We start from the raw sequence: 15,662 nt of genomic DNA on the forward strand, positions 1-15,662 counted from the left end.
CAGGCCTTTTGATTTGGTACAGCTGGGTTACTTCTCCCCCAGGGCCCAGTCGTCCATCTTGCGCTCCAGCACCGACAGCGGCATCACGCCGTCTTTGAGCAGCTCGTCGTGGAAGGCGCTGAGGTGGAAATGCTCCCCGTTCTGGCGCGGATACTTCTCCCGGAGGTGGTCCGAAGCCTTCACTCCCAGCTGCCGGGCGTACTTCTCGCGCAGCTCCCGGATTTTCAGGGCGCCCACCTTGTACGACAGTGCCTGGCCCGGAATGGCCATATAGCGCTCAATCTCGGCCGTGGCGCCCTGCTCCCCGATGGCCTCGTTGTCCATCATGTACTTGATGGCCTGCTCGCGGGTCATGCCCTTGGTGTGCATGGCCACGTCGACCACCAGGCGGATGGCGCGGTGAATCTCGTCGCCCAGGGCCCCCATGTACTGGTAGGGGTCGGTGTAGAGGCCCAGCTCCTTGCCCAGGCTTTCGGTGTACAGGGCCCAGCCTTCGCCCATGGCTCCGTACCAGGCAAAGCGGCGGAACTTGGGCAGGCTCTCGTTTTCCTGCTGCAGCGAAATCTGGTAGTGATGGCCCGGAATGGCTTCGTGCAGGAACAGCGACTCCATGCCCGAAGTCGTGTTGAAGGTGGTGGCATCCAGAATCGGGACGTAGAAGATGCCGGGACGGGAGCCATCGGGCGTGCCCTGGTTGTACTCGGCCGAGGCCGAGGCGGCGCGGAAAGCCTCGGTCTGACGAATCTCAAACTCGGTTTTGGGCGTGCGCCCGAATATCTTCTTCAGGTTCGGGTCGATGCGGGTCTGGATGCGCTGGAAAGCCCCGATCACCTCGGCGGGCGTCTGGTAGGGCATGAACTGCTGGTCCGTCTTCAGATACTGGAAGAAGGCCGGCAGGTCGCCTTTGAAGCCCACCTGCGCTTTCACCCGCTCCATTTCGGTCCGGATGCGCTTCACTTCGCTGAGGCCCGTCTGGTAGATTTCCTCCGGCGTTTTGTCGGTCGTGGTCCAGTATTTCACCAGGTAGCGGTAGCGGGCCGCGCCGGCCGGAATGCCGCTGATGCCGGTGGTGGCGCGGGCTTTGGGCAGGTACTCGTTCTGCAGGAAGTCGGCCAGCTTCTTATACGTCGGGGCCAGATCCTGCAGGATGGCCTGCTGGTAGGCTTTGGTGAGCCGCTGCTGGTCGGCGGCGGCTACGTCCTTCGGAAACAGGGTGACGGGGCCGTAGAACAGGCTTTTACTGGCGTCCGTCACCACCAGAGCGCGCAGCTGCGGAATCATCTTCTGCACCAGGGCCCGCGGCAGCACCACCCCGGCTTTCAGGCCCTGGCGGAAGTTGCTGATGGCCGAGTCGGCCCAGACGGGGAAGCCGTGGACCCGGCCCAGCCAGTTGTCGTAGTCCTTGGCCGTTTTAAAGGGCTGGGCACCCGTGCCGGCCCCGAACTGGCCCAGCGAAATCGGCAGGCCGCCAAACTGGCTGAAGGGAATCATCCAGACCGCGGGGTAGTCGGCCCCCACCAGGATGCCCTGCTTAAGGCCGTCGAGCCGGGTCTGCAGGTCGTACTGAAACAGGTCGTAGCTGATTTTGTCGTTCGCCGTCATCTTCTCCCGGTCGAACCTGCCGAGCTGGGTGAGGTAGCGCTGATACATCGTGCCGAGCCCGTCGCGGAAGGCTTTGGTCTGGTCGTTGGGCAGCTGGTCGTTGTAGCGGTTGTCGCCCTGGGTGGTGGCCGCCATGGGAAACAGCCGTGCCTGCTCTTCCCAGTAGTTGGCCAGCAGCATGGGCAGATCCTTCGCGGCGGTCGTGGCGTCGGTGCCGCTGGTGGTGCCGTCGGCGGTTTTTTGCTGGTTGCAGCCAGCCAGCAGAGCCCCGGCCAGCAGGCCGGTGAGGACAATTTTTTTCATGCGGGAAAGAGGCGTGAGGTTTGGAGCCGGAATGTAGCAAGATTCGGCGCATTCGGGGCCGGCCACCTCGTTTGCATACCCCGCCGAGGCGTGCCCGGCCAACATAATTCTCCCGGGCCAGTTTCATCACCCGGCGGCGCATCGCCGTAGTGCTACTCTATATCTTCTCATTTAATCTCTCCCATGGAATCTCTCACCGGAAAAATTGCCCTCGTTACGGGCGCGGGTAAAGGCATCGGCCGCGCCGTAGCTCTGGCCCTGGCGCAGGAAGGCGTGCACGTGGGCCTGCTGGCCCGCACCGAAAGCCAGCTGCAATCCGTGGCCCGGGAAATCGAAGCCCTGGGGGTAAAGGCCGCCGTGGTTACGGCCGACGTGGCCGACCGCGCCGCCGTGGAGGCCGCCATCAGCCAGGTGCAGGACCAGCTCGGCCCCATCGATATTCTGATCAACAACGCCGGCATCGGCACCTTCGCCAAGCTCGTCGATATGGCCCCGGCCGAGTGGGAGCACATCGTGCAGGTGAACCTGATGGGCACCTACTACGCCACCCGCGCCGTGCTGCCCGGCATGATTGCCCGCGAAACCGGCGACATCATCAACATTGCCTCCACCGCCGGCCTGCGCGGGGCCGCTACGACCAGCGCCTACAGCGCCTCGAAGTTTGCCATCATGGGCCTCACCGAGTCGCTGATGCAGGAGGTGCGCAAGCACAACATCCGCGTGTCGGCCCTCACGCCGAGCACCGTGGCTACCGAGCTGGCCATCAGCAACAACCTCACCGACGGCAACCCCGCCAAGGTGATGCAGCCCGAGGATCTGGCCGAGTTCATGATTGCCCAGCTTAAGCTCAACCGCCGCATCTTTATCAAAGAAGCCGGCATGTGGAGCACCAACCCGTAGGCCCGCGCCCTTCCCGGAGCAGATTGAAAATCCCGCGGCCTTATGGTCCGCGGGATTTTTATTTTTTCTTGATCAATTGAATTATCGGGGGCGAAATAAGGCCTCTGCAGAACCGAAAGCCCCAAGCCGCCCCGGCCGCTGGGGCCCTGCTCCCGGCTGGGCAACTTCCACCACGGACGCCGGGTGGCCTTTTGCCTAACTGCCGCGTATACAGAGCATCACCACCCAACAGAACGAATGAAAACGCCATTCAATCCTTTGCCAGCCGGTTTGAGCCAAGCCGAAGAGACGACCCGGCTCAAGCGGCAGCGATGCGCCGAATGGGGCGTGGCCGTAGCGGCTCTGGGCGGCACTCCACCCAGCCCCGAAATAATTTCCGAGCTCCAACGCTACATCGATGGCGAAATCACCCTCGCCGAGTTTGCCTTAGCCGAAGACTTCCCCGCCTACCAGGCCGTAGTCACCCGCGAACGACTGGTGGCCTAACCCTCTGCTATCCTGACTTTTACCAGAACTCCCTGCCGAAGACTTCGGCAGGGAGTTTTTTGTGCGGTGCTTCCGCATACCACTCAGCAGGGCAGGTTTTACCGCTTGCGCTGGGCCGGCTTTTTCTCCGGGGGCTTCACCATGGTGCCGAACGCGCCCTTCTTCTCGAAGGACTGAATCACCTCGTCTTCCACCGGGGTCCGCTTCACGGCGGAGTTATTCACCCAGAACTCGGGGTCGTATTTCACGCTCTTGATGGCGGCCAGGTCGCGGTCCTGCACGCTGACGCGGGCGTAGGGCAGGCCGGTGGGCGTGGTGTTGGTGTCGTAGAAGAAGGTGAACGACGACACGCTGAGCGGCGTAGCGGGCTTGCCGGGCGTAATCAGCTCGGCATTGAGGTTCACCTTCACGTATTCGAGCGGAGCCACGGCGGCCTCGGTGCTCTGGAACGCCATTTCGATTTCGAGCCTGGTCTTGCGGAACTTCTGGTTGACGTTGTTGGTGGAGGCCGTGAAGTTGGGCGTAGTCATGTGGTAGCGCACCACGCGGTAGGTGTCGATGTCGATCCAGATGGTGCCTTCGGCGCGGTACCTGGTCAGCTCGGGGCGGGTTTCGAAGGTTATTTCCGCGATGCCGCCTTTGGTGGAATCGGGGCCGGCCAGCACGCCTTTCAGCTCCAGCAGGTAGTTTTTCACCAGGTTCGGGCTCAGCAGCGCCAGGGAAGTAGCGGTGTCGGCATTGGCGTCGTAAAGGCCGTAGGACTTGGTGTAGAGCGAGAAGTTGCTGAAGCTGGTGATGCTGGGCACGGCGGCGTAGCGGCCCTGGGCAATGGTGGTGCCTTCGATGCGGGCGTTGCTGGACTTCACGTTCCAGACCACTTCCTGCAGCTCCGTGGGCTGGTCGGCAATGCGCGTCAGCTGGCGGTAGAAGGCCTTGCCGAAATATTTGCGGCCGTAGTTGCGCTCCATTTCCTCGTAGGCATGGCCCACGAGCTGGAACGGGTAGCTGCCGATTTTCACCTCGGGCAGGGCCACCACGGCCGAAGCCAGCGGAATGCGCAGCAGCTCGGCGTTGGAAGTCACCCGCAGCGTGTCGCGCACGTGGCCCAGCTCCGAAAGAATCAGCGTAACCGGCAGCCGGGGCACGCTCAGGCTGAACTCGCCTTCGACGTTGGTCGTGGTGCCGATGGTGGTTTTGTTGACCGACACGCTGGCAAACGGCAGCGCCTCTTTGGTATCCCGGTCGATAATGGTGCCGCGCAGCTGTACCTGGGCCTGCGCCGGCAAGGTGAGCAATAGGGTCAGCAGCAAGCCGGTTAACCGGCCGCAACGGAGGAATAAATCAGTCGGAAAAGTCACGGCAGCCACTATTGAGGTGAGCAGATAAATACAGTTGAACAACGCCGCTACGGCGCGCAGGCCGTTAAGCCCCGCAAAAATAGCCAAATCCATGCCGGGTACCGCACCCGGGTCAGCCGATGAGCCTGGACCCTGGTTTCGGGCCCTGGTATTTGTCACGCAAGGATAACCGGAGCACGCGGGCCGGAATGCGGCGGCGCCGCTACCTTTGCCGGCATGAAAAAGCTTCTGCTTCTCCTGCTGGCCGCCGGGCTTCAGCAGTGCCACCCGGCTACCGTGGTCCGGAACAGCCCCAAGGACCTGACCATTGCCTTCGGCTCCTGCAACCGCCACGACCTGCCCCAGCCGCTCTGGGACGACATTGCCGCCCAGAAGCCCAACGTCTGGATCTGGCTCGGCGACAACATCTACGGTGATACCGACGACATGACGGTGCTGCGCCGGAAGTACGACGCCCAGCTCAACCAGCCCGCCTACCGCCAGTTCCGCCAGCAGGTGCCCACCATCATCGGCACCTGGGACGACCACGACTACGGCCGCAACGACGGCGACAAAACCTACCCCTTCAAAAAGCAAACCCAGCAGGCCGCCCTCGACTTTCTGCAGGAACCCGCGGACAGCCCGCGCCGCCGTCAGGAAGGCATCTACGCCGCCTACGAGTATGCCGTGGGCCGCAGGAAAGTGAAAGTGCTGCTACTCGACGACCGGTACTTCCAGGATACGCTCTACCGCGACGCGCAGAAAGTGTACCACCCCAATACCACCGGCGACGTGCTGGGCGCGGCGCAGTGGCAGTGGCTGGAGCAGCAGCTGCGCACCAGCACCGCCGACGCCCACATCATCGGCTCGGGCATTCAGTTTCTGCCCCAGCAGCACGTCTACGAAAAGTGGAGCAACTTCCCCGCCGCCCGCCAGCGCCTGCTCCGGCTCCTGGCCGACACCCGGGCCAAGGGCGTGCTGCTCATCAGCGGCGACCGGCACATCGGCGAAATCTCGAAGGCCAGCGTGCCGGGCGTCGCCTACCCGGTGTACGAAGTCACCTCCAGCGGCCTGACCCACCCGGCCACCAACAATGCGGGCGAGCCGAACGAGCTGCGCGTGGGGCCGCTCGTGAATGAGAAGCACTACGGCCTGTTCCGCTTCAGCGAGCAGCAGGGCCAGCTTTTCGTCACGGCCACGCTCAAGGGCGAGGATGAAAAAGTGTTTTACACCCAGGAAATCGAACTACAGAAGTAGCCCCGCGCCCACTTCACTTCCCGGCGGACCGCAACGGCCCACCGGCCCTGGATAAACAATACGACCAGCTCCCGGCCACCGCATAAGTGGCCGGGAGTTGCCGTTTTGATTTGAGGCTGTTCAGGAAATTTTTGGGTCATGCTGAGCTTGTCGAAGCATGACCCCGCTTTACACGACTCTGACGACGCCACGCGAGATGCTTCGACAAGCTCAGCATGACGGCCGCAGGTGTTCTGCACTACTTCATAAACAGCTTCTGAGAGTTGGGGAAAGCGCGGCATATTCTTAACAAAGGCCTACATTCCCCTAAATTAGCCGCCTGACCCTAGTCCAACCCATCCGCGCCCGATCTTGTCTTTCCCCCGCTTCCTTGCTTTTCTGTGGCTGCTGCTGGTGCTGCTGAGCCCCGCTGACCTTTCCGCCCAACGCCGCCGAAAGTCGGCCGCCAGGAAGAAAACCGCTAAATCGTCCGTTCAGCGCGGCAAAAAAAGCAGTGCCGCCCGCCGCGCGGCCCAGCGCCGCCAGGAAATAGCCGATTACCAGCAGGCCCAGGCCGCCCTGCGCGCCCGGGCCCGGAAAGCCGCCGCGCCGGCGCCGTTAGCGTCGGCCACCACCCCTAAATCTGCCGCTGCCCGCACCCGCGGCAACCTGCCCGTACCCTTCGCCGCCCAGGCCCGCAGCTCCCGCTGGGTCGATTCGGTGATGAGCACGCTCACCCCCGACCAGCGCGTGGCCCAGCTCTTTATGGTGGCCGCCTACTCCAACCGCACCCGGGTGGATGAGGACTCGGTTTCGACGCTCATTCAGCAGTACGGCATCGGGGGCCTGATTTTTTTCCAGGGTGGACCGGTGCGCCAGAGCAAGCTGCTGAACCGCTACCAGAGCCAGAGCAAAGTGCCGCTGCTGGTGGCCATGGATGCCGAGTGGGGCGTGGGCATGCGCCTCGACAGCGTGCAGCGCTTCCCCTACCAGATGAGCATGGGCGGCCTGCGCGACAATCAGCTGATGTACGACATGGGCGAAGAGGTGGCCGCGCAGTTCCGGCGCCTGGGCATGCACGTCAACTTCGCGCCGGTGGTCGACGTGAACAACAACGCCGCCAACCCCGTCATCGGCTTCCGCAGCTGGGGCGAAAACCGCGAGAACGTGACCGAGAAAAGCTACCTCTACATGAAGGGCATGCAGGACCACGGCGTGCTGGCGGTGGCCAAGCACTTCCCCGGCCACGGCGACACCGACACCGACTCGCACCTGGCCCTGCCCCTGCTGCGCACCGACCGGCAGCGGCTGGATACGCTGGAGCTCTACCCCTTCCGCAGCCTGATGCGGCGCGGCCTGGGCGGCATGATGGTGGCTCACCTCAACATCCCCGCCCTCGACACCACGGGCCTGCCCTCCACCTTGTCCGAACCCATCGTCACGGGACTGCTGAAGCAGAAGCTGGGCTTCGAGGGCGTCATCTTCACCGACGCCATGAACATGAAGGGCGTCATCAGCAAGTACCCACCCGGCGAGGCCGACCTACGGGCATTGCTGGCCGGCAACGACGTGCTGGAATTCTCGAAGAACATTCCGCTGGCCCTGCGCATGATTCGCGACGCCATCAGCCAGGGCCGGATTTCGCAGGAAGAAATTGACCGCCGCTGCCGCAAGGTGCTGGCCCTGAAACAGTGGGCGGGCCTGAACAAGTACCGGCCCATCAGCCTGAAAAACATTACCGCCGACCTCAACACCTCCCACGCCCAGGCCCTGAGCCACCGGCTGGCGGAGCTGAGCGTGACGCTGCTGCGCAACCAGAAAGAGCTGCTGCCCCTGCAGCGCCTCGACACCCTGCGCCTGGCGACCCTCACCATCGGCACCCGCGACACCACCGATTTCCAGCGCATGGTGGCCGATTATGCCCCCGTGACGCACCACTGGCTGTCGGCCACGGCCCCGCTGGACGAGCTGACGCGGATGCGCGAAACGCTGAAGCGCTACAACACCGTGCTGGTGGGGCTCAACAACCTGGGCCGCCTGCCCGCCACCAGCTTCGGCGTGACGCCCGAAACCAACCTGCTGCTGCGCGAGCTGACCGGCCCCGGGCAGCGCGTGGTCGTGAGCGTATTCGGCACCGCCTACGCCGTGGCGAAAGTGCGCGACCTGGACCGCGCCGACGCGGTGATTCTGGCCTATCAGGAAAGCAAAAACGTGCAGGACGTGACGGCCGAAATCATCTTCGGCGGCCTCGGTGCCAGCGGGCAGCTCCCCGTTTCCGTCTCCGACAAGTACAGCCGCGGCTACGGCCTGACCACCCGCGGTGGCCGGCGCCTGCGCTACGGCTTCCCCGAAGACGTGGAAATGAACGCCAACCTCGAAGCCCGCGTCGACTCCATTATGAACGGGGCCCTGGCGGCCCGGGCCTTTCCCGGCGGCGAAGTGCTGATTGCCCGCCGCGGCACGGTGGTGCTGCGCAAAAGCTACGGCACCCACAGCTACGCCGATTCGCCCGCCCAGGCCGGCCGGCCCAGCCGCGCCGTGCGCAACACCGACCTCTACGACCTGGCTTCGGTGACGAAAACCACGGCCCCGCTGCTGGCCTTGATGAAGCTGCAGGACCAGGGCAAGTTCAACCCCGACATGACGTTGGGCCAGCTGTTTCCCGCGCTCAAGGGCACCAACAAGCAGGACCTGAAGCTGCGCGACGTGCTCACCCACCAGGCCCGGCTGAAGGCCTGGATTCCGTTCTGGCGCGACTACACCCGGCCGAAAGGCATTTTCAACGCCCTGCTCGGCCAAAGCCCCGAAGCCAAAGACGTGCCCCTGAACCAGCCCGTGGCGCTGAGCCGCCGCTACTTCCGCGCCGATTCCTCGGCCCGCTTCCCGCTGCCGGCGGCTACCAGCCTGTGGGCCCGCAAAGACTTCCCCCAGCTCATCACCAAAGCCATTGCCGGGTCGCCGCTGAATGAGAAGCCGGGCTACGTGTATTCCGATTTGTCGTTTATCCTGTACCCGCAGTTCGTGCAAGCAGCGTCGGGCAGGCCGCTGGACCAGTTCGTGACCGAGGAAATCTACCGGCCGCTGGGCGCCACTACGCTGGGCTTCAACCCCACGCGCCGCTTCCCGCGCAGCCGCATTGCCCCCACCGAGTACGATTCGCTGTTCCGCCGCCAGCAGCTCCACGGCACCGTGCACGACGAAGCCGCGGCCCTGCTCGGCGGCGTGTCGGGCCACGCGGGCCTGTTCGGCAACGCCAACGACCTGGCCAAGCTGGTGCAGCTCTACGCCTGGAACGGGAAATACGGCGGCCAGCAGCTGCTGAAAGCCGAAACCCTGGCCGAGTACACTAAATGCCAGTTCTGCCCCGACAACCGCCGCGCCCTGGGCTTCGACCGGCCCGCGGCCAACCCGGCCCTGAACTCGGCGAAAAGCGCGTCCCCGCAGAGCTACGGCCACACCGGTTTCACCGGCACCTACTTCTGGGTCGATCCGAAAGAGGATTTGATCTGCATCGTGCTGACCAACCGGGTGAACCCGACGCGGCGCAACAATACCATTTCGGAGCTGAATGTGCGCACCGGCGTGTTGCAGGTGGCGCTGGAAAGCGTGCGGCAGACCCAGCGGCAGGCGGTGGAGACGAGCGTGGAGGAGTGATTATTTTAGGACTTACGCAAAACCCTCCTGGTGCCATTTCACGCAGTGTTTCGCAGTGCGAGGACGTTTAACACTGCGAAACACTGCGTGAAAGCATTTTGCGTAAGTCCTATATTTATTTCACGCAATGGTTCGGGGTGTAAAACCGCAGGGTATCGCAGGGTCGTTCTTATCTTACTTCTATGCACGAGAATGATATTTCGCTTGAAGTGAGAAAGGCCGCCTTCAAAGTACATACTGCTTTGGGGCCGGGGCTGCTGGAATCGGTATACGAGGTAGCGCTGGCGTATGAGCTGCGGCAGGCCGGACTGCTGGTTCAGACGCAGGTGCCGCTGCCGATGGTGTATGCCGGCGTGCAGCTCGAAGCGGGGTTTCGCCTGGATTTGCTGGTTCAAAGCAAGGTGATTGTCGAAATAAAGTCCGTTGAAACCTTGCAGGAAGTCCACTTCAAGCAGCTGCTCACCTACCTAAAGCTATCTGGCCTCAAGCTGGGCCAGCTTATTAACTTCAACGTCGCCCACCTCAAAGATCATATGCACCGTCTGGTAAACGGCCTGTAAGAACGACCCTGCGATACCCTGCGGTTTTACACCCCGAACCACTGCGTGAAATTTTCCTAGCTTCAAGCCCCACCAATCCACTTCCCATGCTAGGCTTAATGATGAACGAGCCCCTGCGCATCGCCGGGCTGATCGAACACGCTGCCAAGTGGCACGGCGACACCGAAATCGTGTCGCGCCTGACCGAGGGCGGCATCCACCGCTACACCTACGCGCAAGCCCACGAGCGCGCCAAGCAGCTGGCCAATGCGCTGACGGCGCTGGGCGTGCAGAACGGGGACCGGATCGGGACGCTGGCGTGGAATAACTACCGGCATTTTGAGCTGTACTACGGCGTGTCGGGCATCGGCGCGGTGTGCCACACCATCAACCCGCGTCTGTTTGCCGAGCAGCTGACCTACATCATCAACCACGCCGAGGACCGCTTCCTGTTCTTCGACCTGACGTTTCTGCCGCTGGTGGAAAAGCTGGCACCGCACTGCCCGAAAGTGGAAGCCTGGATCCTGATGACCGACCGGGCCCACATGCCCGAAGCCACCACCCTGCCCGACCTGCGCTGCTACGAAGACCTGCTGGCGGCACAGAGCGCCGACTTCGAGTGGCCCTTCTTCGACGAAAACACGGCGTCGTCGCTCTGCTACACGTCCGGCACTACCGACCAGCCCAAGGGCGTGCTCTACTCCCACCGCTCCACGCTGCTGCACAGCTACGCCGCCGGCCTGCCCGACTGCTTCGACTGCTCGGCCCGGGACGTTATTCTGCCCGTGGTGCCCATGTTCCACGTCAATGCCTGGGGCATTCCCTACCTTGCCCCCCTGATTGGCTGCAAGCTGGTGCTACCCGGTCCGGGACTCGATGCGGCCAGCTTGTTCGAGCTGTTTGAGCAGGAAAAAGTGACGTTCTCGGCCGGCGTGCCCACCATCTGGTTTGGGCTGCTCACGTTTATGCGGGAGAAAAAAGCCCGGTTCAGCACCCTGCACAAGATGATTGTGGGCGGCGCCTCCTGCCCGCCGGCCCTGCTCAAAGCCTTCGACGAGGAGCTGGGCGTGCAGATCCGCCACGCCTGGGGCATGAGCGAAACCTCCCCGCTGGGCACCGTCAACACGCCCAAAGCCGGGCAGCTGAGCCTGAGTGCCGACGAGCAGTTCGCCATCAGCACCCGACAGGGCCGCTCCATCTTCGGCATCGACATGAAGATTGTGGACGGCGACGAGCAGCCGCTGCCCCACGACGGCGTGGCTTTCGGCGACCTGCTGGTGCGCGGCCTTTTCGTGGCCGGCGCCTACTACCGCTCCGACAACCGCAGCCAGTTTACCGCCGACGGCTGGTTCCGCACCGGCGACGTGGCCACCATCGACGCGGAGGGCTTCATGAACATCACCGACCGCTCGAAGGACGTTATCAAGTCGGGCGGGGAGTGGATTTCCAGCATCGACCTGGAGAACCTCGCCATAGCCCACCCCAGCATTGCCGAAGCCGCCGTTATCGGGGTGGCCCACCCCAAGTGGAGCGAAAGGCCGCTGCTCATCGTGGTAAGAAAGCCCGGCTCCGACGTAAGCAAGGAGGAGCTGCTGGCCTTCTTCGACGGCAAAGTAGCCCGCTGGTGGACCCCCGAAGCCGTGGAGTTCGTAGCCGAGCTGCCCCACACCGCCACCGGCAAGCTGCTCAAAACCAAGCTCCGCCAGGATTTCGCGGGCTATACTTTCTGAACCACGGATTCGGCCGGATTTGTTGACCACGGATTCGTCCGGATTTTTCGGATTAGTCGGATTTTGTAGTCGGCGCGGAAGTTCAGTCAGATAGGAAAAGCCACCTGCTTGGGTGACTTTTCCTGGTAGTGATGCATCGTTTAAAACGAGGCCGAAAATGCCGTCCACAAAATCCGACCAATCCGAAAAATCCGGACGAATCCGTGGTTCAGATCTTGATGATGATCCGGCGGTGGTACATTACCCAGAGCACCACCAGCCAGATGAGCACGCAGGCGGCGGCCCCGGCCAGGGAGGCCGTGCGTGGGTCGGTGAAGTAAGGTGTGAAAAGCGTTTCGTACAGCACCTCCTTCACACTCACGGCCGGCTGGCTGCCGAACGGAATTTTCCACCTGTTCAGGCTCCGGGCCACCAAACCCGAAAGGAAGAATACGGTAATGGCATTCACGCCGTAGACCAGCAGGGGTTTGGCCCAACGGCGGTAGCCGCGCACGTCGCAGAGCCAGTAGAGGGCGGCCAGTGTAGCGGCGGCCAGGCCGCCGGTGTACAGCACGTAGGAGCTGGTCCAGAGGCTTTTATTGATCGGAAACCAGCTGTTCCACACCAGCCCCAGCAGCACGGCCGCGCCGCCGGCCAGCAGCAGCCACCCCACTCTCGTTGCAGAGCTGAGAACGGGGCGGCGCAGCCACTGCCCGGCGAGTAGCCCCATGAGCCCCGTACCGATGGCGGGCAGGGTACCCAGCAGGCCTTCGGGGTCCCAGGTACGGCTTTGGTTCCAGAGGTGGTTTTCGCCGAACACCAGCCGGTCGAGCCAGGCGCCGAGGTTGGTGGCGGGCTCCAGGTTGGCCGGTCCGAAGCCGGGTACCGGCACCACCTGGAGCAGCACGCTGTAGACCAACAGAATAGCGGCCAGCAGCCCGGCTTGGGTGCGCCAGCCGGTTTTCAGGAAGATGATGCCGCAGGCCAGAAACACCCAGGAAATACGCACCAGCACCCCCGGAATCCGCACCGTCGGCAGGTCCCAGAGCAGGAAGATGGCCCCGAAGAAACCCAACCCGAACAGCAGGGCCGAGCGGCGCAGAATCCGCAAGAGCAGCGGCCCATGCCGGCTGGCGGCGCGCCGGGCCGAGTCCAGTGCGTACACGATGCTCACGCCCACGATGAACAGGAAGAAGGGAAAGATCAGGTCGGCGGGGGTGCAGCCGTGCCAGGCCGCGTGCTCCAGCGGCGCGTAGATGTGGCCCCAGTCGCCGGGGTTATTCACCAGAATCATGGCCAGCACGGTGAGGCCCCGGAACACGTCCAGCGACACCAGCCGGCCGGGCTGCGAAGCCTCTGCCAACGGCGCGGCCCCGGTGGTTTCAATGGCGGCCTGGGTGGTATTGGTGGTCATTGCAAAGAAGTAAGCCAACTTAAAACGTCCACCTCACGAACGCCTCGATGCCCTCGTACTCGGGCAAACCCAGCTGGTCGTAGATTTTAGCGGTGGTGCGGTTGCGGGCTTCGCTGCGCTGCCAGAACTCGCGCTGGTCGGCGCCGGGAAACAGCGGCCGGTCCTTCTGCGACTGGTGCTTGAAGATGGCGCGGCGCTTGCGCGTCAGCTCCTCCGGACTCAGGGGCACGGCCATTTCAATCTGGTCGACGTCCCACTCCTGCCAGGCCCCGCGGTAGAGCCACACCCAGCAGTCGCGCAGCCATTCGGGGTCGGATTCCCGCAGGCGGCGCACGGCTTCGAAAATGGCGGCCAGGCACACCCGGTGGGTGCCGTGCGGGTCGGAAAGGTCGCCGGCGGCGTAGATCTGCTGGGGCTTTATCTGGTTGAGCAGCTCCATCGTCAGGCGAATATCTTCTTCCCCGATGGGCTTTTTGCGCACCCGCCCGGTTTCGTAAAACGGCAGATCCATGAAGTGGGCGTGGTCGTCGGGCAGGCCGGCGTAGCGGCAGGCGGCCTTGGCTTCGCCGCGCCGGATCAGGCCTTTGATTTGCTGCACCTCGGCGGAATCGACCTGGCCGGGCTGCTTGTTTTTCAGGAAGTGGGCCACGCGCTGGTAGAGCGTTTCGGCGGGCTGGTCACCGGGGCGGAAAGCGGCATCGTAGTCGGCCACGAACTCCGCAAACCGGATGGTTTCATCGTCGAACACCGCAATGTTACCCGATGTCTGGTAGGCCACGTGCACGTCGTGGCCCTGGTCGACGAGGCGCAGCAGGGTGCCGCCCATCGAAATCACGTCGTCGTCGGGGTGGGGGCTGAAGATGAGTACGCGCTTGGGAAAGGGCGCGGCCCGCTCGGGGCGGTAGGTATCGTCGGCGGCGGGCTTGCCGCCGGGCCAGCCCGTGATGGTGTGCTGAAGCTGGTTGAACACCCGGATGTTGATGGAATACGCCGGGCCCGATTCGGCCAGCAGCTCCGACAGGCCGTTTTCGTTGTAGTCGGCATCCGTAAGCTTGAGAATGGGCTTCTCCAGGCGGCGGGCCAGCCAGGTCACGGCCTTACGCACCAGGGCCGCGTCGGGCCAGCGGCAGGGTACGCCGGCCAGCCAGGGCGTCTTGCGCGCCGTCAGCTCGGCCCCGGCGGCTTCGTCGAGCACCACGTCCACCCGGGGGTGCTGCTGCAGGTAAGTCGCCGGCACCGAGTCGCTGGGCTCGCCTTCCACCATGCGCTTGATGACGGCCGCCTTGCCCTCGCCCCAGGCCAGCAGCACAATGTGGCGGGCTTCCAGAATAGTACCCACGCCCATCGTCAGGGCCCGGCGCGGCACGTTTTCCTCCCCGTAAAAGTCGGCGGCGGCGTCGGTGCGGGTGATGTGGTCGAGCGTAATGAGCCGGGTGCGCGACCGGGGCCCCGAGCCGGGCTCGTTGAAGCCGATGTGGCCGGTGCGTCCGATGCCCAGCAACTGCAGGTCGATGCCGCCCACGGCCTGAATCTGCGCTTCGTAGGCGCGGCAGAATTCGGCTACTTTTTCCGGGGGCACCGTGCCGTCGGGGATATAGATATTTTCGGGCCGAATATCGATGTGGTCGAACAGGTACTCGCGCATGAAGCGCACGTAGCTCTGCAGCGAGTCAGGGGCCATCGGAAAGTACTCGTCCAGGTTAAAGCTGACCACGTTCTGAAAGCTCAGCCCTTCCTCGCGGTGCAGGCGCACCAGCTCCTCATACACCCGCGTGGGCGACGAGCCCGTGGCCAGCCCCAGCACGGCCGGGCGCCCCTCGGCGGCCCGCGTCCGGATCAGGTCGGCAATAGTGCGGGCCACGGCGGCCGAAGCCACTTCCGAATCGGGGTGGATGGCGACCGACAGCGCGGGCGGTGAGGTAGCAGAAATCATGGGCGGGGCCGGCTAACGTGGGGAAGCAGCCGGAAAGGTGCCGGTTTGCCCCCAGCTTTCAAAGCCGGGGCCGGAGTTGCTTCCGCCGCTCCGGCTGTTGGTACAAGGTTTCCTGCTGATTCCACGAATTCCGCGCCTGCCGTTTCCGCCAGCGGATCGACCCTCGGCTGTCGTTCTGGCAAGTGCCGCCCTGCTGGGGCTTCAGGCTTATTTTTCAAGTAGTTACTACCGACATGCCGCCCCTTTGGGGCTTTGTGAATACGGTTTTGCGTAAGCCCTGTTAGTAATTCGTTTTTTTGTCGATTGTCATCCTTCATCTGGCGTCCGCTTGCGAAGGACCGGCCTCTTGCAGGGCTCTACATTTCCCTGCACAACATCCTTCTCCGCGCCACGGGGAAGGGCTTTGCTCGTTGAACCAGGCTGGGCAGGATATCCGAGGAAGGTCCTTCGCTGTGCTCAGGATGACAGACCTGTTGAATTACTAAGAAGCTGTTTGAGTTAGTTTTGTTGGATGCAAGCAGCCTCCATTTCAGCCGTTCGGAAACGGTA

Annotated in this window: 10 protein-coding genes; 6 read left to right on the plus strand and 4 right to left on the minus strand. The window is 63.5% G+C overall.

Annotated elements, in window-relative coordinates; all coding sequences use genetic code 11:
• Positions 1 to 27: 27 nt before the first annotated feature.
• Positions 28 to 1,905 carry a DUF885 domain-containing protein gene (locus ABD833_RS08510; protein WP_345072316.1) on the minus strand — a complete coding sequence of 626 codons (1,878 nt, stop codon included), beginning with the start codon at positions 1,903 to 1,905 and terminating at the stop codon, positions 28 to 30.
• Between the two features lie 183 nt (positions 1,906 to 2,088).
• Here ABD833_RS08510 and ABD833_RS08515 point away from each other — a divergent pair, with 183 nt between their 5' ends.
• Complete coding sequence (locus tag ABD833_RS08515) at positions 2,089 to 2,805, plus strand: 3-ketoacyl-ACP reductase (protein WP_345072318.1); 717 nt, start codon at positions 2,089 to 2,091, stop codon at positions 2,803 to 2,805.
• Between the two features lie 270 nt (positions 2,806 to 3,075).
• On the plus strand, positions 3,076 to 3,291 hold the full coding sequence (locus ABD833_RS08520; RefSeq protein ID WP_345072319.1) for an antitoxin VbhA family protein: 216 nt from the start codon (positions 3,076 to 3,078) through the stop codon (positions 3,289 to 3,291).
• A gap of 98 nt (positions 3,292 to 3,389) precedes the next feature.
• On the opposite strand, the gene ABD833_RS08525 is transcribed toward ABD833_RS08520, so the two are convergent.
• The gene (locus tag ABD833_RS08525; protein WP_345072321.1) at positions 3,390 to 4,601 is read right to left on the minus strand and encodes a carboxypeptidase-like regulatory domain-containing protein; all 1,212 of its coding nucleotides are present in this window, start codon (positions 4,599 to 4,601) and stop codon (positions 3,390 to 3,392) included.
• A 264-nt stretch (positions 4,602 to 4,865) separates the two neighbouring features.
• Between ABD833_RS08525 and ABD833_RS08530 the strand changes: the two genes are divergently transcribed.
• The 4 genes from ABD833_RS08530 to ABD833_RS08545 all read left to right on the plus strand — a co-directional run bounded on the left by ABD833_RS08530 (position 4,866) and on the right by ABD833_RS08545 (position 11,787).
• Positions 4,866 to 5,885 (plus strand): alkaline phosphatase D family protein, encoded by a 1,020-nt coding sequence (locus ABD833_RS08530; protein ID WP_345072322.1) that lies wholly within the window; start codon positions 4,866 to 4,868, stop codon positions 5,883 to 5,885.
• Between the two features lie 351 nt (positions 5,886 to 6,236).
• Positions 6,237 to 9,518, plus strand: a complete 3,282-nt coding sequence (locus tag ABD833_RS08535) for a serine hydrolase domain-containing protein (protein ID WP_345072324.1) — start codon at positions 6,237 to 6,239, stop codon at positions 9,516 to 9,518.
• A gap of 182 nt (positions 9,519 to 9,700) precedes the next feature.
• The gene (locus ABD833_RS08540) at positions 9,701 to 10,078 is read left to right on the plus strand and encodes a GxxExxY protein (protein ID WP_345072326.1); all 378 of its coding nucleotides are present in this window, start codon (positions 9,701 to 9,703) and stop codon (positions 10,076 to 10,078) included.
• 86 nt (positions 10,079 to 10,164) lie between these two features.
• Positions 10,165 to 11,787 (plus strand): 3-(methylthio)propionyl-CoA ligase, encoded by a 1,623-nt coding sequence (locus ABD833_RS08545; RefSeq protein ID WP_345072328.1) that lies wholly within the window; start codon positions 10,165 to 10,167, stop codon positions 11,785 to 11,787.
• Between the two features lie 208 nt (positions 11,788 to 11,995).
• Here ABD833_RS08545 and ABD833_RS08550 read toward each other — a convergent pair whose 3' ends face one another.
• A complete protein-coding gene (locus tag ABD833_RS08550; protein ID WP_345072330.1) occupies positions 11,996 to 13,180 on the minus strand; it encodes an acyltransferase family protein in 1,185 nt (394 codons plus the stop codon).
• Between the two features lie 19 nt (positions 13,181 to 13,199).
• On the minus strand, positions 13,200 to 15,113 hold the full coding sequence (nagB, locus tag ABD833_RS08555; protein WP_345072331.1) for a glucosamine-6-phosphate deaminase: 1,914 nt from the start codon (positions 15,111 to 15,113) through the stop codon (positions 13,200 to 13,202).
• Positions 15,114 to 15,662 lie beyond the last annotated feature (549 nt).

Source organism: Hymenobacter fastidiosus (assembly GCF_039539565.1).
GTDB classification, from domain to species: Bacteria; Bacteroidota; Bacteroidia; order Cytophagales; family Hymenobacteraceae; genus Hymenobacter; species Hymenobacter fastidiosus.